This is a genomic window from Cohnella lubricantis, from assembly GCF_014212015.1.
Lineage (GTDB): Bacteria > Bacillota > Bacilli > Paenibacillales > Paenibacillaceae > Cohnella > Cohnella lubricantis.
In genome coordinates this window covers 138,475-163,695 of record NZ_JACJVN010000033.1, presented here as the reverse complement: position 1 = coordinate 163,695, position 25,221 = coordinate 138,475, and the positions used below count along the sequence as shown (strand labels likewise).

General features: G+C 58.8%; 21 protein-coding genes and 1 other annotated feature. Of the genes, 2 read left to right on the top strand and 19 right to left on the bottom strand.

The window, feature by feature from the left end; genetic code table 11:
- Window positions 1-31 precede the first annotated feature (31 nt).
- The 8 genes from radC to H4Q31_RS09725 form a co-directional block, all read right to left on the bottom strand.
- Window positions 32-721 carry a RadC family protein gene (radC, locus tag H4Q31_RS09760; RefSeq protein WP_185178934.1) on the bottom strand — a complete coding sequence of 230 codons (690 nt, stop codon included), beginning with the start codon at window positions 719-721 and terminating at the stop codon, window positions 32-34.
- A 76-nt stretch (window positions 722-797) separates the two neighbouring features.
- Window positions 798-1,418, bottom strand: a complete 621-nt coding sequence (locus H4Q31_RS09755) for a Maf family protein (protein ID WP_185178885.1) — start codon at window positions 1,416-1,418, stop codon at window positions 798-800.
- A gap of 43 nt (window positions 1,419-1,461) precedes the next feature.
- Window positions 1,462-1,704 carry a DUF4321 domain-containing protein gene (locus H4Q31_RS09750; protein ID WP_185178884.1) on the bottom strand — a complete coding sequence of 81 codons (243 nt, stop codon included), beginning with the start codon at window positions 1,702-1,704 and terminating at the stop codon, window positions 1,462-1,464.
- 265 nt (window positions 1,705-1,969) lie between these two features.
- Window positions 1,970-3,418 carry an SPOR domain-containing protein gene (locus H4Q31_RS09745; protein WP_185178883.1) on the bottom strand — a complete coding sequence of 483 codons (1,449 nt, stop codon included), beginning with the start codon at window positions 3,416-3,418 and terminating at the stop codon, window positions 1,970-1,972.
- A 210-nt stretch (window positions 3,419-3,628) separates the two neighbouring features.
- On the bottom strand, window positions 3,629-5,020 hold the full coding sequence (gene murC, locus H4Q31_RS09740) for a UDP-N-acetylmuramate--L-alanine ligase (protein WP_185178882.1): 1,392 nt from the start codon (window positions 5,018-5,020) through the stop codon (window positions 3,629-3,631).
- 7 nt (window positions 5,021-5,027) lie between these two features.
- Entirely contained in the window at window positions 5,028-6,407 is a 1,380-nt protein-coding gene (locus H4Q31_RS09735; RefSeq protein ID WP_185178881.1) for a bifunctional folylpolyglutamate synthase/dihydrofolate synthase, read from the bottom strand.
- 15 nt (window positions 6,408-6,422) lie between these two features.
- Window positions 6,423-9,092: a valine--tRNA ligase gene (locus tag H4Q31_RS09730; protein WP_185178880.1), complete on the bottom strand. Its 2,670-nt coding sequence runs from the start codon at window positions 9,090-9,092 to the stop codon at window positions 6,423-6,425.
- A gap of 50 nt (window positions 9,093-9,142) precedes the next feature.
- Window positions 9,143-9,410 (bottom strand) — a binding site (T-box leader).
- Between the two features lie 124 nt (window positions 9,411-9,534).
- Complete coding sequence (locus H4Q31_RS09725) at window positions 9,535-10,764, bottom strand: LysM peptidoglycan-binding domain-containing protein (protein ID WP_185178879.1); 1,230 nt, start codon at window positions 10,762-10,764, stop codon at window positions 9,535-9,537.
- Between the two features lie 277 nt (window positions 10,765-11,041).
- On the opposite strand from H4Q31_RS09725, the gene H4Q31_RS09720 reads away from it, so the two are divergent.
- Window positions 11,042-11,440, top strand: coding sequence for a GntR family transcriptional regulator (locus H4Q31_RS09720; protein ID WP_185178878.1), 399 nt, complete (start codon window positions 11,042-11,044; stop codon window positions 11,438-11,440).
- Entirely contained in the window at window positions 11,437-12,537 is a 1,101-nt protein-coding gene (locus H4Q31_RS09715; protein WP_185178877.1) for a DUF1648 domain-containing protein, read from the top strand. The genes H4Q31_RS09720 and H4Q31_RS09715 overlap by 4 nt, the downstream gene beginning before the upstream one ends.
- Window positions 12,538-12,665: 128 nt before the next feature.
- Here H4Q31_RS09715 and hemL read toward each other — a convergent pair whose 3' ends face one another.
- The 11 genes from hemL to H4Q31_RS09660 form a co-directional block, all read right to left on the bottom strand.
- A complete protein-coding gene (gene hemL / locus H4Q31_RS09710; RefSeq protein ID WP_185178876.1) occupies window positions 12,666-13,967 on the bottom strand; it encodes a glutamate-1-semialdehyde 2,1-aminomutase in 1,302 nt (433 codons plus the stop codon).
- Window positions 13,968-14,000: 33 nt separating this feature from the next.
- A complete protein-coding gene (gene hemB / locus H4Q31_RS09705) occupies window positions 14,001-14,990 on the bottom strand; it encodes a porphobilinogen synthase (protein ID WP_185178875.1) in 990 nt (329 codons plus the stop codon).
- A 48-nt stretch (window positions 14,991-15,038) separates the two neighbouring features.
- Window positions 15,039-16,580, bottom strand: a complete 1,542-nt coding sequence (gene cobA, locus H4Q31_RS09700; RefSeq protein ID WP_185178874.1) for a uroporphyrinogen-III C-methyltransferase — start codon at window positions 16,578-16,580, stop codon at window positions 15,039-15,041.
- A 3-nt stretch (window positions 16,581-16,583) separates the two neighbouring features.
- Window positions 16,584-17,522 (bottom strand): hydroxymethylbilane synthase, encoded by a 939-nt coding sequence (gene hemC / locus H4Q31_RS09695; RefSeq protein WP_185178873.1) that lies wholly within the window; start codon window positions 17,520-17,522, stop codon window positions 16,584-16,586.
- A gap of 57 nt (window positions 17,523-17,579) precedes the next feature.
- A complete protein-coding gene (locus H4Q31_RS09690) occupies window positions 17,580-18,230 on the bottom strand; it encodes a precorrin-2 dehydrogenase/sirohydrochlorin ferrochelatase family protein (protein WP_185178872.1) in 651 nt (216 codons plus the stop codon).
- Between the two features lie 96 nt (window positions 18,231-18,326).
- Window positions 18,327-19,148, bottom strand: a complete 822-nt coding sequence (ccsA, locus tag H4Q31_RS09685; RefSeq protein ID WP_185178871.1) for a cytochrome c biogenesis protein CcsA — start codon at window positions 19,146-19,148, stop codon at window positions 18,327-18,329.
- Window positions 19,149-19,196: 48 nt separating this feature from the next.
- Entirely contained in the window at window positions 19,197-20,612 is a 1,416-nt protein-coding gene (gene hemA / locus H4Q31_RS09680; RefSeq protein WP_185178870.1) for a glutamyl-tRNA reductase, read from the bottom strand.
- A 259-nt stretch (window positions 20,613-20,871) separates the two neighbouring features.
- Window positions 20,872-21,270: an adenosylmethionine decarboxylase gene (gene speD / locus H4Q31_RS09675; protein ID WP_185178869.1), complete on the bottom strand. Its 399-nt coding sequence runs from the start codon at window positions 21,268-21,270 to the stop codon at window positions 20,872-20,874.
- Window positions 21,271-21,500: 230 nt separating this feature from the next.
- The gene (locus H4Q31_RS09670; RefSeq protein ID WP_185178868.1) at window positions 21,501-22,910 is read right to left on the bottom strand and encodes an ABC transporter substrate-binding protein; all 1,410 of its coding nucleotides are present in this window, start codon (window positions 22,908-22,910) and stop codon (window positions 21,501-21,503) included.
- 38 nt (window positions 22,911-22,948) lie between these two features.
- Window positions 22,949-24,391: an extracellular solute-binding protein gene (locus tag H4Q31_RS09665; RefSeq protein ID WP_185178867.1), complete on the bottom strand. Its 1,443-nt coding sequence runs from the start codon at window positions 24,389-24,391 to the stop codon at window positions 22,949-22,951.
- A gap of 176 nt (window positions 24,392-24,567) precedes the next feature.
- Window positions 24,568-25,158, bottom strand: coding sequence for a non-ribosomal peptide synthetase module (locus tag H4Q31_RS09660; protein WP_185178866.1), 591 nt, complete (start codon window positions 25,156-25,158; stop codon window positions 24,568-24,570).
- Between the last annotated feature and the right edge of the window lie 63 nt (window positions 25,159-25,221).

The window sequence follows — 25,221 nt, the reverse complement described above, 5'->3', positions numbered from 1 at the left end:
ACCTCCTGTTGGGACAATCCTTCTTATTATATTACAGACATCCACTTTCCTTCAAACTAATATAGCGATTGTCACCGATTACCAGGTGGTCGAGCAGCTCGATCCCGATCAATTCCCCGGCCTCCGCCAGACGGCGCGTCAGCGCGATATCTTCCTTGCTCGGCGTCGGATCGCCGCTTGGATGATTATGGGCGCATAGAATCGATGCGCTGCTTCGTCTGATGGCGGCACGGAACACCTCGCGAGGGTGAACGACGGAAGCGTTCAAGCTGCCGATCGAGAGCGTCTGCCGGCCGATGACCTGATTCTTCGTGTTCAGGAACAGGCAGACGAAGTGCTCCTCGCGCAGATGCCGCAGCTCCTCCATGAGCAGGTCGGCAGCGTCCTGCGGCCTTGCGATGCGAACCGTCTCCGGCAGCCGCGAGCGCGCGACCCGCCTGCCCAGCTCGATCGACGCCTGGAGCTGGAGCGCCTTCGCCGGGCCAATGCCGCGGATATGCGTCAGCTCGTCCCAGCTGCGCTCGGCGAGCCGCTTCAGCCCTCCGCAATCGGTCAGAATCCGTTCCGCCAGCCGAATGGCCGATTCATTGCGGGTGCCTGTTCTCAGCAGAATCGCCAGCAGCTCCGCGTGGCTGAGCGCGCTGGCGCCGTGCCGCTGCATCCGCTCCCGCGGACGCTCGTCCGCGGGCAGCTCGCGCAGCATGTAAGCGCGTTGTTCCATCATGATCCCTCTTCCATCTATTCCGCGTCGGCCGCGGGTATCGGCTGGGGTCATCGGGTGAGCGGGCGGAGACAGGTCAGGGCAATTCGACGCCGAACGGCTCCAGCATCTGCGCGAGCAGCGAGAGCGGGAGACCGACGACGGTGAAGAAGCACCCTTCGATCGCTTCCACGAGCAGCGCGCCTTTGTCCTGAATGCCGTAAGCGCCGGCTTTGTCCATGGGCTCCCCAGTGGCGACATAGCGATCGATCTGCGCTTCCGTCAGCGACCTGAACTGGACTCGCGTCACCCGGTGGGATGTCGCTGTTCGGCCGCCGGAGCCCGCTTCCATGCACGTCACGCCCGTATACACTTCATGGGTGCGGCCGGACAGAAGGCGCAGCATGCGCTTCGCGTCTTCGGCATCCTTGGGCTTGCCCATGATCTCGCCTGCCAGCGCCACGATCGTGTCGCTTCCGATCACGATCCGCCGCTTGCCTTCGGCGGGCTCAAGCGCCGCCGCGACCGCCTGGGCTTTGCGCAGCGACAATTGCTCGACGACCAGCGCCGGAGTCCAATCGGGCGGGGTGGACTCGTCTGCGTCGCTGGGCTTGATATGTACCGGTAATCCGAGCGTGGCGATCAGCTCCCGTCTCCGCGGAGAGGAGGAGGCTAACACCAGCGTAATCGGGGATAACGAGTTAGACGTCGCAGCCATCGTTCAAGTTCCTCGCGTTTCAACATTTTTTTCATTAGAAAAATTACATTTTTCGATAAACCCAAATGGCGATGGCGGCTCCGACGATGCTCAGCAAGCTCACGCTCAAGCCGAGATGAAGGCTGAAGTTGATGACCATTAGATCGAAGGAAGGCGACCAATCGATCTTGTAGGCGTCGGTCAAGAAGTCTAATCCCGGAACCTTCGCCAGCCAGTTAGAGACCATAGCGCCGGCCAGAAGGCCGATAATGACGAGCAGCAGCAGAATCCATCCGTTTTTCTTCACGTTTCAACGTCTCCCACCATTTTTTGACACTTGTGTGTTCATTATACGCCCCCTTGGCTAACCTGCCAACGCATATTTCGGACGGAATGGGCAGGATTGGGAAAAGGAGATCGATTCGCAGCCGCCCGAACGCGGCCCCCTTGGCAGTCTGCCCGGCAGACCGCCCGCGACAAGAACAAAAGAGCCGACCGGATGGTCCGGTCAAGCTCTTAGAGAGTCGAACGAAGCTGACGGCGAGATGGATCCGCAACGCCTGCCCGATCGGTTAATTGCCAGTCTGCACAGCTTCACGAAGCTGCAGATCCGCGAGCGCCGCACTCATCGCCGCCGACTGCGCGCTCCACAGTTCCGAGCTCGACGGCTCGTCGCTGTATTCGTTCAGCGCGTTGATCGCGGCGTTCAGCTGTTCAATCTCGGCTTGCGCCGCTTGCTTAGCCGCTCCCTCCCAGCTGTCAGCCGCCTTCGACTGCTCGAGCCACAGCTGGTGCGCCGTTCGGATCGATTGGATGTCTTCTCCGGCAGAAGGCGATTCGCCGGAGAGCGATGCCGCCGTGAAGCCCGCGATCTTGCCGATGAGCGCTGCGCTTGATTGCAAATAATCTGCGAATGCTGCTGAGAGGTCGGAGCTTGCCAGTTGAACCTCTCCGCTGTCCAGCGCCTTAACGTAAACTTGTGTGCCGGCAAGGCTGGAGGCGAGCGTATCGGCTTCCGATTTGGACGGCGTTATGCCGGCATACACTCGGTAACCCTCGGCCCCTTGGTCGGTCGCCGCGGCGATTCCTCTGTCGCGCAGCTGCTGAGCAGCTTCGTTCATGCCGGCTTCCGTCTGGAACACGCCGTACTGAAGCACATAGAACGCGAGTTCGGGCACGGCGATCGCTTGGCCGGATGCGGCTTGCTGCCCTTGCGTCGCTTGGCCGTTGGGAGCCGATCCGTTCTCGAACGCAGTGACTGTTCCGCTTGACTCGGAGGACGGGCTCGCGCCATTCGCATCTTCGTAGGGGACGCCTGCAGCCGGAAGCGCGTCCCCTTGGGCAGAGCCAATCCTCGGGAACATCGGCTCGCCTGTGAACAGGGTTAGCAGCAAGTAACCGAACAACCCGCCGGTGGCGATCGCTCCGATGACGGTCACGAACACGCGAAGCCACGACGGGCCGTCTCTTCGGCTGTAACGATCGTTCGAGATCCAGCTATGCTCCAGCTCGTCCGGCAAGTCATGCAAGCCAGCCTCATCCGGCAATTCTGGAGAGAGAGGCTCCGCCTCCCGCCGATACGGCTTCTCCTCACGGCCATATGGGAGGTTGGGGAATAACTCCTCTTCTCGGTCGCTGCGGCGATTCGTTCCGGGGAACGGGATCGTCTGCGTTCTCGACGTCGGCAGCTTAGCCGGCGGCTGCGGCGCTGTCTCTGAAGGCTGCGTCCGAACCGGCAGGGGAGCTATCGTATCCGCAGGCGTACGCCGCTTCTCTTCAGCTCTCTCAACCTTCTTGCTAAAGCCCGAGATCGCCGCGCGATCCGATCCTCGAATCATCTCTTCAAGCGCTTGTATATCTTCTTGATAGGAACTCGCCCATGCTTCGCTGGCTCCGGTGTCTGCGCTTCCCGCGCTGACCTCCGGCACAGGAGCTGGAATTGGCTGCTTCGTATCGGTTATCGCCTTGCCGGGAACTGTCCCGTCGAATCGGAACGTCATTCTCGCTTTGGTTGGCTGCATGAGATGGTCTCTCCTTGTCCATAATCTATTAAAGTCTATGGCCCGAAGAATCCAAATATGATAGAGACCGAACAAAACCTTCGACGCCTAGTAAGAATAGCTCCGATGATCATATCCCCGCTACATGGCAAAGCCGCTTCTCAGGCGCCGTCAAGCGCCTAAAGAAACGGCTTTAGCTTCTATCTATCGGTTAAGGTTAATCGTTACACATTAGGCGGAGCCTTCCTCGCGATCGCGCAGCAATCGGGCGAGGCTGTCAGCCGTCTTCCAGATGTCTCCCGCGCCCATCGTCAGCACCAAATCGCCGGGAGTTACCTTCGCAGCCAGCAGATCGAGAACCTCTTCCTTCGTCGGAATGTAGGCGACGTTCGGATTGCTGTTCTCCGCGATGAGCTCAACGAGCCGCTGGGACGTCACGCCTTCGATCCGCTGCTCGCCTGCAGGCGAATAGATATCGGTGATGATGACCTCATCTGCGTCCTTGAACGCCCGGCTGAACGCGTCGAGCAGGAAGAACGTGCGCGTATACCGCTGCGGCTGGAATACCGCGATGATACGCTTGTGCGTCGCCTTCGCTGCCTGAATCGTCGCTTCGATCTCGGTCGGATGATGCGCATAGTCGTCCACGACCAGCATGTCCTTCACTTCGCCCAGCACTTGGAACCGGCGTTTAGCGCCTCGGAACTCCAAGATCGCTGCGGCGACCTTCTCGAATGCGATACCCGCTTCCAGACAGACGACGACGGTCGCCAGCGCATTATAGACATTGTGCAGCCCGGGAACGGATAGGCGAACTGTGCCTAGCGTTTGTCCATCTTGGCGTACGTCGAAGGACGCATAGCGGTCACCAAGCTCCACGTTCGCAGCCGTATAATCCGCCTCTTGCTCAATTCCATAAGTAATGGCCCGCGTCTGAGCCGCTTGCGGCAGAATGGCGCGAACATTCTCGTCGTCCGCGCAGACGACCGCGCAGCCGCCTGTCCGCACGTTGCCCAGAAACTTCACATAAGCCTCTTTGAGCTTATTGAAGTCTCCCTCGTAATTCTCGAGATGGTCGGGTTCGATATTGGTCACGACGGCGACCGCGGGATGGTACTGCAGGAAGGAGCCGTCGCTCTCATCCGCCTCGGCGACGACGTAATCCCCTTTGCCGGCCTTGGCGTTCGTGCCGACGTTAACGATCTCCCCGCCGATAATATAAGTCGGGTCCTCCCCGCATGTCTCCATGACAAGTGCGATCATGGAAGATGTCGTCGTCTTGCCGTGCGCACCGGCGACGGCTACGCCCTTGCGGTCGTTCAACAGCCGAGCCAGCATCTGGGCCCGGTGCAGCGTCGGTATGTTTAACAGCTCTGCTTCCTTGCGTTCTACGTTGTCCTTCGGCAACGCGGTCGAATAGACAACCAGATTGGCTCCCCTGACATGCTCCGGCTCATGGCCGATATAGATGCGGGCACCCTTAGCCGCAAGCTTCTCCGTCAGCTCCTGCCGAGCGACATCCGAACCTGTAACCTCGTATCCCATCTCCAACATGACACGGGCGATCGCGCTCATGCCGTAACCGCCGATGCCTATAAAATGTACGCGCTCTGCCGTTCGCAACGAAGTTTCACCAGCCTTTTTCTGAATTCGTATGATGGAGCAGCCACGACCGTACATCGGCGATGAGGTACAAGGTCCCGGTGACGACAGACAGCGTCCGCTCGGATCCATCCCCGGCCATCCCCTGCAATCGTTCCAGGGCACGCCGCCAATCCGGTTCGACGATGATGCTCCGGGGACCGCCGACTTGATCCTGGAGCCGCCTCACGACAGCAGCCAAATCTTCGGCGTTCATTCTCTTATGGAAATCCGGTTCTGTCACGATAAGCGAGTTCACCATTGGTAGTATATGCCGGAGCGCTTCTTCGTGATTCTTATTCGGCATCATTGCCATCATGATATTCAGCGAATCGTAGGAGTAGATATCGCGAAGTGCCGACGCCAGCGCCTGCATGCCTTCCGGGTTATGCGCGCCATCGATCAAGATACGCGGCTGCTCAGACACCATCTCCAGCCGTCCGGGCCATGCCGTCCTCCTTAGCCCCTCGGCAAGAACGTCGTCGTCCACGATAAGCGCGTAGTATTGCCGAAGCACTTCAATCGTCATGACAGCTACGGCGGCGTTCTCGATCTGATGCGCGCCGCTGAGCGTCACGGGCAAGGACTCCAAGGATCGGTGCGGTCCGGCCCAAGAAAAGGCAGACTCTCGTTCGGAGATCGACAGTATCTCATAGCGGAAGCTGTCTCCGAGGCGATAAAGGGACGCCTTCTTCTCCTTGGCCGTTCGCTCGATCACTTCGACGGCTTCCGGTTGGGAAGCGCCCGTCACGACGGGGACGCCCGATTTGATAATGCCTGCCTTCTCCGACGCGATATCCGCGATCGTCGGGCCGAGCAGATCCATATGGTCGTGTCCGATGTTCGTGATGACGCTGACGATCGGGATAACGACATTCGTCACATCCAGCCTGCCGCCCAGCCCAGTCTCCCATACGACGTAATCCGGGAACGTTACGGTGCCGTAATAGAGAATCGCGAGCGCCGTCGTCACCTCGAACATCGTGAGCGGCCCCCACTCGGTTGCAGCCATCTCTTCGCATAACGGCTTGAGCCGATTGGCCAGCTTCACCAGATCAGCATCCGCGATATCCTCTCCGTTATACTGGAACCGGTTCGAATAAGAAGTAATATAGGGGGACGTGAACGTCCCCACGTCGTAGCCGGCGTCCCGCAGCACGGTCGTCAGGTATGCGCAGACCGAGCCTTTGCCGTTCGTGCCGGCCACGTGTATGAACTTCAATCTGCGATGGGGATGATTCAGCTTCTCCATGAGCAGGTTCATCCGCTCGAGTCCGGGCCGGATGCCGACGGTCGGCATCAGACCCGTAATCCAGGCGACTGCCTCAGCCGCTGTTTGCAATTCCCCTTGTACAGCTTCCTCTGCCATGTTGTTACGCCTCCGTTAGCCGCGAAGCTCGGCGATGCGCGCCAGCACCTTGTCTCGCTTGTCGCGGTAATCCTCGCCTTTGGCCCGCTCTTGCTCGACTACATGAGCAGGGGCCTTCGCGATATAGCCTTCGTTCGCCAGCTTCTTCTCCACCCGCTCGACTTCCGCGTTCAAGGTAGCGAGTTCCTTCTCAAGACGCGCGATCTCCTGCGCGATGTCGATTAGGCCGGCGAGCGGCAAGTACAGCTCGGCGCCAGTCACGATCGCCGTCATCGCCTTGTCCGGCGGCGTCAGCCCTTCGTCCAGCGTCAGCTCGGACGTATTGCAGAACCGGCGGAGATACTCCTCGTTGCGGCGCAGAATATCGCCCGTCTCCGCGCTCGTCGGCTTGACGATCAGCTCGACCTTCTTGCCCGGCGTGACGCCCACTTCGGCGCGAACGTTGCGCACCGCGCGGATCGCGTCCATCAGCAGCGACATCTCGCTTACCGCTTCCGGCGCTTCGAACTTGGCGTCGTAGACCGGCCACGAAGCCAGCGTAATCGTCTCGCCAGGTTCATGCGGCAGGTGCTGCCAGATCTCTTCGGACAGGAACGGCATGAACGGGTGAAGCAGCCGCAGCGTGCGGTCCAGCACATAGGCCAGAACCGATTGGGTACTGCGCTTCTCCTCGGCGTCCGCGCCGTACAGCGACAGCTTGGCGAATTCGATATACCAGTCGCACAAGTCGTCCCAGATGAAGTTGTAGAGCAACCGTCCCGTCTCTCCGAAGTCGTACGACTCCATCATGCGCGTAATGTCTCGCGCGGTCTCGCCCAAGCGGTGCAGAATCCAGCGGTCCGCCGTCGACAAGCTGCCGGTCAGGTCGATATCCTCGGCCTTGAAGCCGTCCAGATTCATCAGCGTGAAGCGTGAAGCATTCCAGATCTTGTTCGCGAAGTTGCGCGCCTGCTCGACCTTCTCGATGCGGAAGCGAAGGTCTTGGCCCGGCGTGCTGCCGGTCGAGATCATGTAGCGCAGCGCGTCCGCGCCGTACTTCTCGATCACCTCGAGCGGATCGACGCCGTTGCCGAGCGACTTGGACATCTTGCGCCCTTCGGCGTCGCGGACGAGACCGTGGATGAGCACATCCTTAAACGGAACCTGATCCGTAAACTCGAGCGCGGTGAAGATCATTCGGGCTACCCAGAAGTAAATAATGTCGTAGCCGGTAACCAGCGCATCCGTCGGATAGTAGCGCTTCAGGTCCTCGCTCTCGAGATCCGGCCAGCCGAGCGTCGAGAACGGCCAGAGCGCGGAGCTGAACCACGTGTCCAGCACGTCCTCGTCCTGCCGCCATGGCGTGCCTTCCGCATCTGCGCCTTCCGGCGCTTCCATGCCGACATAAATCTCGCCGGTCTGCTCATGGTACCACGCGGGAATGCGATGTCCCCACCACAGCTGTCGGGAGATGCACCAGTCTCGAACGTTCTCGATCCATTGCAGGTACACCTTCTCGAAGCGTTCCGGCACGAAGTTAACGCCCTTGCCGCACTTCTGCGATTCAATCGCTCTCTCCGCCAGCGGCTTCATCGAGACGAACCATTGCGTCGACAGATAAGGCTCGACGACAGCGCCGGAGCGCTCGCTGTGGCCGACTTGATGCACGTGGTCCTCGATCTTCATGCAGACGCCTTGCTCCTGCAGATCCTTCACGATCGCCTTGCGGCATTCCGCGCGGTCCATGCCTTGGTAAGGGCCTGCGTTCTCGTTCATCGTGCCGCTCTCGTCCATGACGATGATCTGCGGCAGATCGTGGCGGCTGCCGACCTCGAAGTCGTTCGGGTCGTGCGCGGGCGTGATCTTGACCGCGCCGCTGCCGAACTCGCGGTCGACGTATTCGTCTCCGACGATCGGAATCTCGCGGCCGACGATCGGCAGCTTCAACATTTTCCCAATCAAATGCTTGTAACGCTCATCCTTCGGATGAACCGCAACGGCCGTATCGCCCAGCATCGTCTCCGGACGGGTCGTCGCCACCGTGATCGTTCCGCTTCCGTCCGCCAGCGGATATTGCAGATGATACAGATGGCCGTTAACTTCCTTGTATTCAACCTCGATATCGGACAGCGCCGTGCGTGCCGCAGGGTCCCAGTTAATGATCCGCTTGCCGCGGTAGATCAGCCCCTTCTCGTACAGGCGGACGAACACTTCGCGAACCGCGCGGGACAGCCCTTCGTCCAGCGTGAACCGCTCGCGGGAATAGTCCAGGCTAAGGCCCAGCTTCGACCACTGGCTGCGGATCGTATTCGCATACGTCTCTTTCCATTCCCATACCTTCTCCAGGAACGCTTCGCGGCCCAGATCGTACCGGCTCTTGCCTTCCTCGCGCAGCTTCTGCTCGACCTTCGTCTGCGTGGCGATGCCCGCATGGTCCGTGCCCGGCAACCAGAGTGCGTCGAAGCCCTGCATCCGCTTGAAGCGAATGAGGATATCCTGCAGCGTGAAGTCCAGCGCATGGCCGATGTGCAGCATGCCTGTGACGTTCGGCGGCGGAATGACAATCGTGTATTTCGGCGCGTCCGGACGCTGTCCCGCCTTGAAGTAGCCGCCTTGAATCCAAGCGTCGTACCATTTCTGCTCAGCGCTTGTCGGATCATAGGTCGTCGGCATTTCGACGGTATTCGTTGCACGTGTATCGCTCATGTAAGCAACAACCTCCATTTAGGGGACAAAAAATATAAAAACCTCCCGTCGCAAAGGACGAAAGGTTCGCTTCCGTGGTACCACCTTCGTTCCGAACGGCTCCGTCGCACACGCGATCGTGAGAATAGTTCGGCACTCTTGACGCATGTTAACGGCTGCCGCCGTCCCATTCTACAAGCGAGTTGCGTTCAAACGGGAAACTCCAGGGCGACTTCGGCAACGGCCATCCTGCGGGACCTTCCAGCGCTGCCGGACGGGCAGCGGTCTCGCTCTCTGAAGGGGCGCGAATTGCGTACTCTTCCCTATCTTCGTCTTATTTCCCTATGATACCCTTCTCGCTTGTTACAGTCAATATGGACGGCAAAGAGCCGCCCCCGAAGCTTGATGCTCCTCCTAGGGCGGCCCTGCCGCATGCAGCCGCAACGAACTATTCGCCGCGGTATTAGGGGATGTAGATGATCTGGCCTTCCGATACATGCGGTTCGCTCATGCGATTATACAGCTGAAGCTCTCTTGGCTGGACGTTGTATCTAATCGCAATGGCTTCAAGCGTGTCCTCCCGCTGGACGATGCACAGCTTAACCTTGCGGAACGATTGGCCCTCCGTCTCTTGGGACAAGAACAGCCGCGCCCATTCGATCTCGTCGCCTGACGTCTCTCTGGATAGAGCGCCCTGCGCTTCCTGCTCCGCTTCGGCTTCAGTCAGCGCCTCTTCAGCCGCCTGCAACTCCGCTTCTCTCCTTCCGCCTCGCTCGCCAAGCTGCGACAGGAGCCCGACGCCGAAGGCGGGGGAGGATGCCGGCGGCTCGGAAGCTTGCCTTGGGGCGAAGCCGACCTTCACTTCCGTCTTGTCCGGCGGTTGCGGAGACGGCTCCTGCGCAGGCGGAAGCTCTCTGGAAGCGTCCAGCCGATCGATCGTCACGTCGCCCCAGGAGGTATCGGCGTAATCGGCGTTCAGCAGATTGAATTCCGGAATCGCCTGCTGTGCCGGCTGTTCCTCCTCCGGTTCGGCAGGCTGATACGACACCTGAACCGTCTGATCCCGAACAGGCTCTTGCGAAGCAGCCTCCGAAGCCTCGTTGTTCAGACGAACCTCGTACTCCGGCTCCTCCTGCGATTCGGTATGGCGATAGGCCGCTTCTCCTTCAGCCTGTTCTTGTTCGGGCTGAGCCTGCGCCAGCCCGTCAATCGCCGCCGGCTCGGCTCCTTCATCCAGCTCCGGCGATGCCGGGAAGCTGTTCTGAGCTTGGTGTACGACCGTGAAGCCGTCCTCTTGCCAAATCGGCGCAGACGCCTGTGTCGCCGTCATCTGAACCCCTCGCAAGCCGAGCACGCCCGTCACGTTAAGCGACCGGGACGAGAGCAGATCCACGTCGAAGTTATCGATCTCGACCGATAGATTCTCCAGCTTCTCTACGCGGCTCGGCGGCAGCGAGATCTCAACCGGTATCCAGTGCTCCATCCGGCTGGGGGCTTCCGACCGTTCGTCCGCCGATCGGTATGAACCGGTCAGCAGCAGATGCCCCTTCAGCAGCACTTGGCCGCCGCTGGGTATCGCCTGAATATGCGGAATGAGCTCAATCTCTTCCAATTCTTCAATGGCGGACGCATCCTCCGGCAGATGGACCCTCTCATAAATATCGAATCGCAATCCGTTCACCGATTCTGTCAAGTTTATTGTCCTCCTTTCAGTTGGATGCCCTTGATGCGCGAAGGGCAGGTACAGCCTACTACCTATCTATATGCCGAGGCGGGTCAGGCATGCCTACTAACCGCGCTAGCGGAAGCTTGTCTAAAGCGCCGCCGAGGAGGCCAATGCCTTGAGTTGCAGCTTAGTTATTGCGATCTCTTGTAATAACTGTTATATATAATATATAACAGTTTGATCACAGACCATTAAGCAAAAGCCTACAGGCTATCTCTACATTCAACCGCAAGGAGGGATTCGAATGTTCATCGAGATGGATTTGCAATCGGAGGTGCCGCTATATGCGCAGCTGGTCGATCAATTGATCGAAGGCATCGCTTCCGGCGCATTGCATCCGGGAGACCCTCTGCCTTCAGTCCGCAGCCTCGCTGCCGATCTGGGCATCAATCTGCATACGGTGAACAAAGCTTACACGCTATTGAAGCAGGAAGGATTCCTTCAGGTTCACCGCAAGCAGGGGGTTGTCGTGAATGCCGAAGGCATGCCGGGCGTTACGGAAGCGTTCGAGCGGAAGCTCGACGCCCAGCTCAAGACGCTGGCGGCTGAAGCCGCGGTGCGCGGCTTGTCTGCGGAGGCATTCGCCGAGAAGTGCGCAGGCGCGTATCGCTCGGCTATAACAGGGGGAGGCGAATCGCTATGACCATTCAAGATTGGAGTTGGACGACGCTTACGATATTTGGACTGACGCTCCTGCTATCGGCTCTCGTCTTCAGCTTGACGGCTAATTATGGCTTGAGAGCTCTTCTCTTCGGCGTCTATGTGCCTGAGGAAGAACGGCAGCTCCCGTCGATTGCGGCGCTTCGCAGGCGATATCAGCTTCGCGTCTGGATTGCCGCCGCGGTCATCTTCGCCGCCGGCGCCGCGTGGATTCTGGCTGTGAACGACGAAGCGGCCCTCTACACGCCGCTTGCGGCTCTGCTCCAAATCGCGGTTTGCGGCGCCTTGTTCTTTAGCAGCAGGCGAGAGGCTTTGCGGCTCAAGGCCGAGCGAGGATGGGGCGTTGAAGCTTCGGGCAAGAGGGTGGCCGGCCTTCATTCCCGCTTGGGGAACTTAACGGTCAGCGACAAGTGGTTTGCTGTTCACGGCGTTGTTGTCGCAGCCTGTGTCGTGTGCGCAATCGTATTCTGGGATCGAATTCCCGATTCGCTAGCTACGCATTATGGCATCAACGGGGAACCGGATCGTATCTCGAATAAGTCGATCGGCACTGTGTTCTTGATGAATTTCTTCCAGCTCTTCCTCATCGGCCTGTTCTGGTTCGTCCAGTACTCGATTCGAGCAAGCAAGCTGCAGCTCGACCCGAGACAGCCGAACAGGTCGCTGGAGAAGCAGCGCCGCTTCCGCAAAGTGAACTCCGCTTTTCTGATGGGCTTCTCGCTCTTGCTCATCCTATTCTTCGGCGTCCTGCAAGGGTTTATGATCTACGAGTGGCCGCAGCAAGCGATGAACATCGTCCTCGTTGCGTTTCTTATCGTGCTGATCGGCTCCATCCTTGTTCTAGTCGTTTATTTGTCCAGAAAGGGGCTGGACCCGCAACCCAACACGCCGCCGGATGAGCGCCACTGGAGAGCGGGGGGATTATTCTATTACAATCCCGATGACGCGGCATTGTTCGTCCACAAGCAATTTGGCGTCGGATGGACGTTCAACATGGCGCGCCCGATGGCCTGGGTCATCCTCAGCGGCGTGATTGCGGTTCCGCTGCTGCTCGTGCTGATCAGTGTGTTGCTGACCTGACAGCCAATATTCCCTGAACACGAACAAACGGCCTTAACCGCTCCGTGAAGCACGCTTCACAAGCGGTTAAGGCCGTTTGGGTATGGCAGCATCGACGCCGCCGATGTTGCCGTTTAACCTTTTCCAACTTACAGCTTGGACAATGCCGTGCGGAACCCTTCGATGGATGCGTCGATATCCGCTTCGGTGTGAGCCGTCGACAGGAACCAGCCTTCGAACTGCGAAGGCGGAAGGTTGACGCCGGCATCGAGCATCCGGGTGAAAATCGTCTTGAACCGCTCCACATTGGAGCTGCGCGCGGTCTCGAAGTTAATAACCTGCTTATCCGTCAGGAACGGGCACACCATGGAGCCTACGCGGTTCACTGTCAGCTCGACGCCGAATTCGGACGCGCTGCGCTCCAGCCCGGCTTGCAGGCGCACCGCCAGCCGTTCAAGCATCGCATATTGCGATTCGGTCATCAGCTTCAGTGTCGTCAGTCCGGCGGTCATAGCCAGCGGATTGCCCGAGAGCGTTCCCGCTTGGTAGATCGGACCGACAGGCGCGACTTTGTCCATGATGTCCCGGCGTCCGCCGTAAGCGCCGACCGGAAGGCCGCCGCCGATGACTTTGCCCATGCACGTCAGGTCCGGCGTCACCTTATACAGTCCTTGAGCGCTGTAGTAGCCAACGCGGAAGCCCGTCATCACCTCGTCGAAAATAAGCAAAGCGCCATACTTCGCCGTCACGTCGCGCAAGCCTTGCAGGAATCCCGGCAGCGGCGGCACGACGCCCATGTTGCCGGCGACCGGCTCGACGATAACGGCGGCGATCTCTTCGCCGAACTTCTCGAACGCCAGCTTGACGGACTCGATATCGTTGTAAGGAACGGCGATCGTATGCGTGGCGACGCTCTCCGGTATGCCCGGGCTGTCCGGCAGGCCGAGGGTAGCGACGCCTGAGCCCGCCTTGATGAGCAGGCTGTCCGCATGGCCATGGTACGAGCCTTCGAACTTCAGAATCTTGCTGCGTCCGGTGAACCCGCGGGCAAGACGCAGCGCGCTCATCGTCGCTTCGGTGCCGGAGTTAACCATCCGCACCACTTCCACGGAAGGCATGCGCTCGCAGACGAGCTCGGCCATCTCCGTCTCCAGTTCGGTCGGCGCGCCGAAGCTCGTTCCTCTCTCCGCTGCGCGCTTGATCGCCTCAACGACCTCCGGATGCGCATGTCCCGCAATGAGAGGGCCCCAAGACAGCACATAATCAATATAGGTTTGACCGTCGATGTCGGTAATTCGGCTGCCGGCCGCGCGCTCGATGACGAGCGGGGTCAGGCCGACCGATTTGAAGGCGCGTACCGGGCTGTTCACGCCGCCTGGGATCGAGCGCTTCGCCCTTTCAAAAGCGGCTTTGGATCTGGAATCCGTACGTTTGCCGCGAATATCCGTCATGATCAGCACATCCTTTTGTCAGCTTCAAAAAAATTATTGTTCCTTCAGCCAGCGAGCGGCGTCTTTGGCATGATACGTAATAATAACGTCCGCGCCGGCTCGCTTCATGCCGATGAGCGTCTCCATGACGATCGCGCGCTCGTCGATCCAGCCTTGCATCGCCGCCGCCTTCACCATCGCATACTCCGCGCTGACGTTATAGACGACAACCGGAAGGTCGAAGCGGTCGCGGATTTGGCGGACCAGGTCCAGATAAGCAAGGCCCGGCTTCACCATCAGCATATCTGCGCCTTCCTCTACGTCGGTCTGCGCTTCCCGCAGCGCCTCGCGGCCATTCGCCGGATCCATCTGGTACGTCTTGCGGTCTCCGAACTGAGGCGCGGATTGCGCGGCAACGCGGAATGGCCCGTAATAAGCCGAAGCGTATTTGACCGAGTACGACATGATCGGAATGTCCTCGAAGCCCGCCTCGTCGAGTCCTTGGCGGATCGCCGCCACGAACCCGTCCATCATATTGGACGGCGCGATGATGTCTGCGCCCGCTTTGGCTTGAGAGACAGCCGTCTTCACGAGCAGATCCAACGATTCGTCATTGTCCACGATCGCCTCGTCGCCCTGCCGATGCACGACGCCGCAATGGCCGTGATCGGTATACTCGCACAGGCAAGTGTCGGCGACGACGAGCATATTCGGCGCGAGCTCCTTGATGCGGCGCGTCGCCTGCTGCACGATGCCGTCGTCAATGAAGGCGCCGGTGCCGACGCTGTCCTTATGCTCCGGAATGCCGAACAGCAGCACAGCGTTAACGCCTGCCTCCTGAAGCTCCGCTACCTCTTCGTGCAGCCGGTCGACCGAATACTGGTATACGCCCGGCATCGTCGAGATCTCAGCTTTGACATTCTGGCCGTAGATGATGTAGATGGGCGCGATCAGATCGTCCGCGTGCAGCCGAGTCTCGCGGATCATGCTGCGCAGCGCAGACGTCCGGCGAAGCCGACGATGTCTCGTAATGGGATAAGCCATGGTGATTCTCCCCCTCTATAGTTGGGTCAAATATGGTTGAGTCAACGCTTATGCTTGCGATTGAATATCGAGTAAGGTTTGGATGAGACCTTCAATGGTGGCGTTCTGCGCCGTCGCGGTTACGCGCAAACCGTTCTCCCCGGCCGTCTTGGCCGTGATCGGCCCGATGCAGACGATATCGACGCCATGCAGCAGGTCTTGCGGCCGCTCCGCCCCCATCTTGCGCAGCGCCTCGAGCAGATTCGTCACCGTTGACGAGCTCGTGAACGTTACGGCATGGATTCCGCCCTCTAACAGCATCTCCATCAACATGCGATCCTGCGGCGCAGCCGCGATCGTCTCGTAGACGTCGAGCTCGACGGCCTCAACGCCGAGCTTGCGAAGCTCCTCAGGCAGCCAGCGGCGGGCTAGATCGCCTCTCGGCAAGAGAGCACGCTGTCCAGGCTGGAGTCGCGAAGCCAGGCTGTCCATGAGCCCTTCGGCTTGGAATGTCTCCGGCAGTTGGCTTGCCAAGATGCCGCGTGCTTTGAGCACGGCGGCTGTCGCAGGACCAACGGCTGCGAATTCCGCCTTATGCAGCCTGCGGATATCGACGCCGAATTCCTCCAGCCAGCGGAAGAAGAAGTCGACTCCGTTCACGCTGGTTAACATGACCCAGTCATACGATTCCGGCTCCGCCAGCGCGTTCCTGATAGCACCAACAGCAGCCGGAGCGTCCGTCATCCTCGTCTCGATGACCGGATATTCGTACGGCTCGCCGCCCAGCTCATCGATGCGCGCTGACAGCTCGCTCGCCTGCGATCGGGCGCGAGTCACGAGAATGCGCCGGCCGAACAGCGGCTTGTCCTCTACCCAGCGCAGCGCATCGCGCTGGTTCACGACCTCGCCGACGACAATGACCGCCGGCGGCTGGAAGTCCGCTTCCAGCACCTTCGCCTCAATGTCCGCCAACGTGCCGACGAGCGTATCCTGCTCGGCGCGGGTGCCCCAGCGGACGAGCGCAACCGGCGTAGACGGCGGACGGCCGTGCTTCATCAGCTGGTCGCTGATATAGCCGATCTTGGAGACCCCCATCAGGAAGACGAGCGTACCGGTCGCGTTCGTCACTTTATCCCATTGGATCGAACGGTCGAGCTTGTCCGGGCTCTCGTGTCCAGTAATAACGGAGAAGGAGGAGGCCAGGTCGCGATGGGTTACCGGGATGCCGGCATAAGCCGGCACGGAGATCGCGGAAGTAATGCCCGGCACGATCTCATAAGGGACGCCGTTCTTCTTCAGCAGCTCCGCCTCTTCCCCGACGCGGCCGAATACGGTCGGGTCGCCGCCCTTCAAGCGGCAGACTGTCTTGCCTTGCAGCGCCAGATCCACAAGCAGTTGATTGATCTCTTCCTGCTTCATCGTGTGGCGGTCCGGCCGCTTGCCGACATAGATTCGCTCCGCCGCAGGCGAGATCTCGCCGAGCAGCTGCGGTCCGGCCAGCCGGTCGAATACGACCGCATCCGACTTCTTGAGCGCCTCCAAGCCGCGAACCGTGATCAGCTTCGGATCTCCCGGTCCCGCGCCAACCAGATACACCTTCCCCTTGGACATCGATTACTCCCTCGTTTCGTCCAGGATTTGCTTCGCTCCCCGTGCCAGCAGCTCCTCGGCTGCCGCCGTCCCGACCTGCACCGGATCGGTGCCGCTCGAATCCGCGCGAAGGAAGACGCTCCCGTCCGGCTTCGCCACCATCGCCGTCAGCCGAATCGGCGCGTGATCATCTCCGGAATCCGTCTCGGCATAAGCGCCGATCGGCACTTGGCATCCTCCGTTCAGCATGCCGAGGAACCGGCGTTCCGCCCGTACGGCCCGCTCCGTCTTCGCATCGTTCAGCCGCGCGAGCAGATCGAGCACTTCCGTGTCGTCCTCGCGGCACTCAATCGCAAGAGCGCCTTGGCCGACAGCCGGCAGACATTCCTGCGGCTCGAGATAATTCGTGATTTTGTCCGCCCAGCCCATACGCCGCATGCCTGCAGCTGCGAGCAGAATGGCATCGAAGCCTTCCGTCTCTAGCTTCTTCAGGCGCGTGTCGATGTTGCCCCGCACCGATTCGATCTGCAGGTCGGGACGCTGCGCCTTCAGCTGCGCGGCGCGGCGCAGGCTGCTCGTACCTACCTTGGCGTTCGGCGGCAGGCTCGCCAGGTCGTATCCGTTCAAGCTGATCAACACGTCGCGCGGATCCTCGCGCTTCGGAACGGCGCCGATAACGAGCCCTTCCGGCAAGTCGAACGGCATGTCCTTCATGCTATGGACGGCGAAGTCGATCTCCCCGTCCAACAGCGCTTGCTCGATCTCCTTCACGAACAAGCCCTTGCCGCCGACCTTGGACAGCGTAACGTCCAGTATGCGATCCCCGCGGGTCACGATCGTCTTCACTTCGAATGCAAGAGATAATCCGGCTTCGGCGCAGATGGACTTCAGCAGATCGATCGTCTGTCCCGTCTGCGTCATGGCAAGCGCGCTCTGGCGGCTTCCGACAATAATGGTGCGCATGGCGTCCTCCCGTATGCAGCTTGTAGCTGATGTGATGTCCTATCGATTATACCATTTCTACCCTTCGGCATGCCCCGGCAGCTGCCGCAGCCGCTCTACCAGCCGCTCCGGCGGCTCATCCGGACTCGCCTCCCGCCACATGGCGAGCGCTTCGTCCGTCGCCGACGCCGCAAGCAGCCGTCGACGCTCCGCGGCGTCTCCTACGCAGGCCTTGGCTGCGCGGCGAACCGCCCGCAGCACCGCGGCCGCATGCGCATAGTCCGGGCCGTACCTCTGCCCCAGCTCGCGCGCCACCCTGGCCGCCAGCGCAGGACCTGCGGCCGACGCGCTGACGGCCAAGACCAGATCGCCGCGCCGCACGACGGCCGGCGTCACGAAATCGCCTGCTTCGCCGTCTGTCCCTACGTTCGTCCAGACGCCTCGCGCCCGCGCCGCTTCCGCCAGCCTGCGATTCGCCTCCGCATCGTCCGTCGCCGCGAAGAAGAGAGCGGCGCCTGCCAGATCCTCCTCGCGCGCTTCCCGCTCGGCCAAGCGAATCCGCCCGCGATCCGCCCATTCGCGCAGCCGCGGCGACACGCTCGGGGCGACGACGGTCACGTCGCCCCCGGCCTCCAGCAGCGCGGCTGCCTTCCGCTCCGCGACAGCTCCTCCGCCGGCGATCAGCACCGGCTTATCCTTCAAATCGAGCATGATCGGATAACCGTTCATCACCAATCCCCTCCTCGTATTCCGTGGTTTCCGGGGGCTCCCCCAAAAGTAATCGGACTATGCACCGAAGGATCACTTCACTTCTAGGGGAGTTTTCTACACCCAGCGGTGAAAGGAAGAGAACCAATTGGCGAAGAAGTCGATAACCAGCAGAATGTAGGCGGCCAGATGCCAGCGAGAGAGCTGCGGGATGTCCCCCTTGTTCGCCATTCTTCTCAGCAAGAAGAACAGATAAACGGCAGCCGACGCGAAAGCCAGCAGCACCTTCTCGTCGGCCAGATCGGCGTAATTGCCTTCGATGATCAACGCCGCCGTGCCCGTAGACAAGGAGAGCAGCAACAGCGGCGCCCCAATGACGGCGGAGAAGTACGCATAGCGGTCAATCGACGTAAGACTCGGCATTCGGCTCATGATCGAGCCCCACTTCTTCCGCTTGAGCCTATCGTTCAAGAAGAGAAGCATGGCGCACAGCAGACCAGCCACCGTCAACAAGACAAATGCAACCGTAATGAGCGCGATATGCGCGATCAGCAGCCGGTGGGCTGCTTCGCCCGGCGCAAGCGGAAGATGCTGCTTCGGGCGCTCCATCAGCGTGACGCTTAGAATCGCGAATCCGACCACATTAACAAGCAAGACAAGCAGCTCCGCCCGAACGAACAGATTAAGAACAAGCGAGAAGCTGACGAATACCCATGCGATGAAGAATATGTAGTCCTGAAGCGTCACCTGGGGAATGAAGAACCGGGTGAGCAGCAGATCCAGGAGAAATCCGGTCTGAAGAATCCATACGAAAACAAGCAGCCCTGTTCCTATGCGCTTCCCGTTCCGCTTGCCGTACGCGGCGTCGGATACGAAAAACAGCAGGCTCAGGGCATAAATATACAATACGGCATCGCTCAGCCAATCGTTCGTTAACATAAGAGCGCCCCCTCCCGAAATCCCTCGCGGGACGTTCGCGCGCGGCGATCAGCGAAACGCGCCGGCCAATTGGGAGAGAATCGCGGAAGCGTTCGACGGTTTCTCAGCTGGTCTGCTCTCGGCCGGTCTGCTCTCAGCCGCCAGCGCCGCCGCCCGAGCGCTCTCCTCGGCGTTCATCTCCGCTTGAATGCGCTCTACGTCATCCTGAAGCGCGAACAGCTCCACGAACAGCCCTAAAGCCGCTTCGCCGCGCTTCTCGGCGGACAGCTCCTTGATGCGCAGAATCGGATCGTGAACGATCTGATTCATCATGCTCTTCGTCAGCTTGCGAATGACCTTGATCTCGCGCTCGTCCAGATCCGGCAGCTTGCGCAGCAAGCTCTCCATCGTCTGCTCATGAACGGAAGCAGCCTTCTCTTGCAGCCCGCGAATAAGCGGAGCGACGCCTAACGTCTTGTACCACTCCAGATAAGCTTCGCGCTCGTCGGCGATCATCTTCTCGATCAGAACCGCCTCCTTGCGGCGATTCTCCATATTGGTCTCCACGATGCCTTCCAGATCGTCAATATCATAGAGATAGACGTTGCTCAGGCTCGCGCATATGGGATCGATGTCCCGCGGCACCGCGATGTCGATCAGGAACATCGGCCGTTGCTTGCGGCGGGCCAGCGCGGCTTCCAGCTTATCGCGCGTCAGCACGAATCCGTTGGCGCCCGTGCTGCTAATGATAATGTCCGCTTCATGAAGGCGGTTCATCGCCTCATCCATCGACAGCGCGACGCCGTCGAACTTCTTCGCCAGCTCTTCGGCTCTCGACACGGTGCGGTTGACGACCAGCACTTCCTTGGCCCCGTTGGCGTTCAGGTGCTTCGCGGTCAGCTCGCTCATCTTGCCTGCGCCGAGAATCATGATCTTCTTGTGATCGAACCGTCCGAAAATACGCTTGCCCAGCTCAACAGCCGCATAGCTGACCGAGACGGCGCTCTCGCCGATCGAAGTCTCGCTGTGCGCCCGCTTCGCCACCGTAATGGCTTGTTTGAACAGCTTGTTGAACAACGTGCCGGTCACGCCAAGCTTCTGCGAGAGCAGGAACGCGTCCCGCACCTGCCCCAAGATCTGCGTCTCGCCGATGACCATCGAATCCAATCCGCATGCGACACGGAACAGATGCTCGATGGCTCGATTGTCCTCATGCATATAGAGATAAGGATTAAATTCAATACGCGGAATCTTGAACCATTGCTCCATGAAAGAACGAATAAAGTGCCCGCACAAGGTAGGCCGGTCGACAACCGCATATATTTCCGTACGGTTGCAGGTCGCTACAACGACGCCTTCTAGTATGCCTGTCGTGTTCTTCAGCGCCTGCAGCGCGAGCGGAAGCTCCTGATCCGACAGCGCAAACCGCTCCCGCACTTCGACGGGCGCCGTCCGGTAATTCAATCCGACAACGATCAGATGCATGAGCCTTCACCTGCCTCTCCGTATGAATAATAGGCTCGCCAGCAATTTACGATTAATTATAGCACAGTTGGCCAAAGCATTCGGAATCGAATTCTTGAAAATTGTGCGAACAAGGGCAAATTCCGCCCCATTATTACCTTATTGTGGTCGGAATGCCAGACTCCTATTCCGATCGCGCCGAATGCGCATTGAAAAAGCCATGGGGCCGCCCATGGCTTGATAACGATTCATTTCCAGTTAGGCAATCCTTCAACCGGTATTAAACCAGTTCGGCTTGCTTCATGACCGGCTCTTCGACCTTCAGTTCGCCCATGCCGCGTACGAGCTTCTTCGCATAGAAGCGCTCCGGCTTGAGCACGTTAACCATGTAGTCGATCGCGAGCTGAGGGTCAACCGTCTCGCCGCACGTGTAGCAATCGATCGCGGCGAATCCTCTCTCAGGATACGTGTGAATCGAGAGATGGCTCTCCGACAACATCACAAGAACAGTTGCTCCTTGCGGTTCGAATTGTTTGGCTTGAACCGAGAGAACGGTCGCGCCGCAAGCTTCGGCTGCTTCCACCATGTGCGATTGGAGAAGCTCCGAGTTGTTCAGAACATCGAAATCGACACCCCAAACATCAACCGCAACGTGTCGTCCGAAAGTAGAGTATTCCACCTTTCGGTTCCCCCTTCCTAGGAATAAAATTGTGAAAACTGATTTCATCCGCTAGGACCTACGTCATTCACTTCTCGAGGGAATTTGCACTCTCTTCGCAATCCGTTCCTGAGTGAATCCTGGTTCCTATTGTGTTGTCAACGAAAATAAAAATAACATCTATCCGCCTGAAATGCAACAGTTTTTTTCCACTTGAAAAAGCAGGATAATGTTGGATTTGACATGGTTTCTTATTCATTTGATTTAGGCGGGGCCGACTCTTCTGCTTGCTTCTCCAAAGTCGCCTGATCGAGCGCCGCCTGCGCTTTGTCTTGCAACGACCGCAGCGCTTCGTCGACACTCTCGTCACCGGCGATTAGCTTGTCCATCTCATCCGACAACAGCTCGACGAGCTGCATTTGAAAGCTATCCGGCGTGTTCTCTAGTCCGGTTGACGCTGGATCGGCCGGCGCCAGCTTGTAGAACGGCTCCAGGCTGACGCCGTCCGAATCCCGAATATACGCCGTTCTCGCCAGAAGTTCTCCGGAAGGCGAAGATTTGGCGTTGACTCTGGCATAATCGTCACCAGTTATATACTTTATGAATTCCCATGCCGCTCTTATGTGAGGCGATTGTGCATTGACGGCGAAGATATCGTTCACGGTGACGTACACGCTCTCATTCCGAGCGCTGGCGCTTACCGGCGCCGTCGTGATCCCCCAGTTGAAGGGCTGTTTGTTGGCGGTGTATCTCTTGGAGCCCAATATATCCTGGACTTCATACGTATTATCGATCATCATGGCCGCCTTGCCTGAGAGGAAGGGATCCTGATTGTAGTAGTCCTGAAGGAACACGGCCCCTGCCTGAGCGCTCGGATCTGGAATGAGAATCGCTTCCGAGCGGATCGCATCCGCCGCAGACTGGAACGCCCGCTTCCATCCGTCGCCTGTCAGGGTCACTTGGGTCGCATCAGCATCAACGAACCGCAGCCCTTCCGTTCTAGCAATGGACAACGCCAGTTGAACCGGAGGAGTATAGAACGAGAAGCTGATGCCGTACACGCGGTTGTCTTTGTCTCCCTCTGCCGGGAACCTTTCGGCCAGCGCGAGAATCTCCTCCCAGGTCATCGCGTCACGGGGCGGCTCCACGCCGTATTTTTGAAACAGATCTATATTATAAAATAGCGCTTCGCTCTGGAATGTCGGACTTAGGCCATATAGATTACCGTTACCTTTGGTTCGGAGAAGATTCAAGATCGAGGGCTGAATGCCTTGCAGATCATACTTGTCCTGAACAATCACCGAATCGAGCGCGAATAGCTTGCCGGTCTGGGCCATCTGCTCGTATTGATCCGCATTCAGCAACAGAACGTCGGGTTCGTTGTCTTCGACGAATTGCTGGAGCGACTCTTGAGTAGATCCCTGGCTGAACAAAGGCTGCATGTTCGCGACCTCCACGTCGACGTTCGGGAACTGACTGATGAACAGACTGCCGTATGTTTGGAAAAAATAGTTCTCGTCCGGAGCCATGACCTTCAAGGTCACCTGCTCTTCCGGATCGAGCTTCTCCAGCTTGTCCTTGCCGTTCCCGCCCCCGGCACAAGCTGTCAGCAAGCATAAGATGAACCATCCGACAATGGATATCGTCAATCCTCGCTTCAACTGGTTCTCCTCCTCTAATCGACTCACGCCCGCATGAATCAGTCGGAAGCTGCGGGCGAGTTGCTTGATTCGGCTTTGCTTAGTTTATCTCGCTCCCAGGCTTCGTCCAACGTCGCTTGCGCACCGCTCTGAATGGCGTTCATCGCCTCATCCAGAGATATAGCGCCGCTGGCGACCTGACTTAACTCGTCGTTAAGCAAGCTGAATAATGAGCTGTTAAATTCGATTGGCGCCTTGTTCAGACCAAGGGTCTTCTCCGGTCCCGACTGGAGCTTGTAGAACGCCTCGTAGCCTCTTCCTTCCGAATCCCGGATCGCGTCGGTGCGGGATAATAATTGACCTGCCGTGAGCGCGTGCGACTTGGCTCGAGCATAATCTTCCCCGCTCACGTACTTGATGAATTCCCAAGCTGCGCGGGGATTCGCCGAATGAGCATTCACGGCGAACACCGTATCGACGCTGAAGGAGTCTCCGGTCGTGCGATCGTTCGATCCGACCGGTTCGGTGACGAGATGCCAATCGAACGGCTTGTCCGTGGTTAAGACTTCTTGGGATTGAGCGATGATTTGAATCAAATTGGAACTGTCCAGCGTCATCGCCGACCGTCCCGCCGCGAACGCATTCTCGTTCGAGAGATTATCCGCCGTTGCAGGCGTTCCAGCGTCCGGCTGCGGTTCGTCAGCCAAATTCACCGCTCGCGAACGGAAAGCGCCGATTGCTATCTCGAACACCCGCTTCCACGCGCCGCTCGTCACCGTCGCTGTCTTGCCGTCAGGAGACACGGCGAGCAGATTCTCCGTCATGGCTATCTGATAGACGATCGTGATCAGGGTGGAGGATCCTTCGAACGTAAATCCGTAAAGCCGCTTGCCCTTTTCATTCTCCGTCGGAAACCGCTCGGCTAAAAGCAGCAGTTCGCTCCAGCTCATCGAATCGCTTGGCGGCTCCACGCCGTATTGGCGGAACAGATCCGCGTTGTAGAACAGTGCCTGACTGCGGAATTGGGGACTTAAGCCGTACAAAGCGCCGTTGCCTTTGTCCCGGAGCAGCTGCAGGACTGCAGGATGAATGCTCTCCGTATCGAATTGGTCCTGCTTAATGACAGGTTCAAGATTGAGCAGTCTGCCCTCCGCCGTGAATTGCGCATACTGATCGGCCGACAATTCCAGAACATCGGGCTGTTGCTCGTCGATGAATGTTCGAACCGCTTCATCGTATCCCTTCAAGCTGAAGACGCCTCCAACCGGCTGATGAAGCGATTGCGTATCGGCGACTTCGACGTCGATATTCGGGTATCGCCCCATAAAGAGGCGGCCGTATTCTTGGTAGAAATAGTTCTCGCCGGAGAACATGACCTTGATCGCCGCTTTGTCATTCTTGCCCAGCGGCTTCAGTTCGCCCGGTTTAGTTGCATCTTGACAGCCGGTCACCGCCATTGCCGTTATCGCCGTTGCAGCCGCAATCACGAACCATTTGCCCACCTTCGCACCCCCTCTTTCTCTCTGAACCATCTACAAATAAGAAAACGCCGATAGGAGAGAGTTAGTTGCCATTTTCAGTCATATTTAGTCGAAGGAGGCGAAAAATAAAAAGAGCCTGCCGGCTATAATTGCCGACAGACTCTTCATAATGAAGGAGGATATATATTGTTGCGTCATTAAGCTTCCAAAGCGAACAGCAAGCGGCTGTGGTGCTGCAATCTCTCGTCAATATCCGCGATCTCCGCGGCGGCCGACGTTTGGTTGCGCAGATCGAGCAGTTCGTTCACCGCGCGGCGCAGGATGCCGATCTCTTCCTCCACCGTCTGGCGCCTGAACTGGGCTTCCATCCTTCCGATCGTATCGCGATGCTCGAAGACCGTCTTGTGCTGGTCACCCTTCACTTCGACGATCCGGATAACCTTGCCCTCCAGATAGTGATACACCATCGTGAAGCCTTGGTAGATTCGGTTGACGACTGCATCTCCCTTAAACGCGGAGATCAGCTTGCGAAGAACGTTCGTCAGCTTCAGCTGTTCGACGCGGCAGGACAGAACGCATACATAATGGCCGTGAATCCGTTCGAAGGTGAGGCGGATCGCTTCCCCGCCGGCCTCGTCTTGAAGTACAACCTCATGATTACCGTTATCGAGCACGAACACTTGCAGACGCAGCTGCTGGGCTTCGCACAGAGACATGAGAATAGGCATTTCGGCTTCCGTCACTTGGATACTCGCATTGACATACTCCGTGGCTACTCTTTGAGCCATAGAAATCTCCTCAATTCCATTTTGTTGCGAAGGTGACTGCTTAGCTTCTTCTTCATTATACGA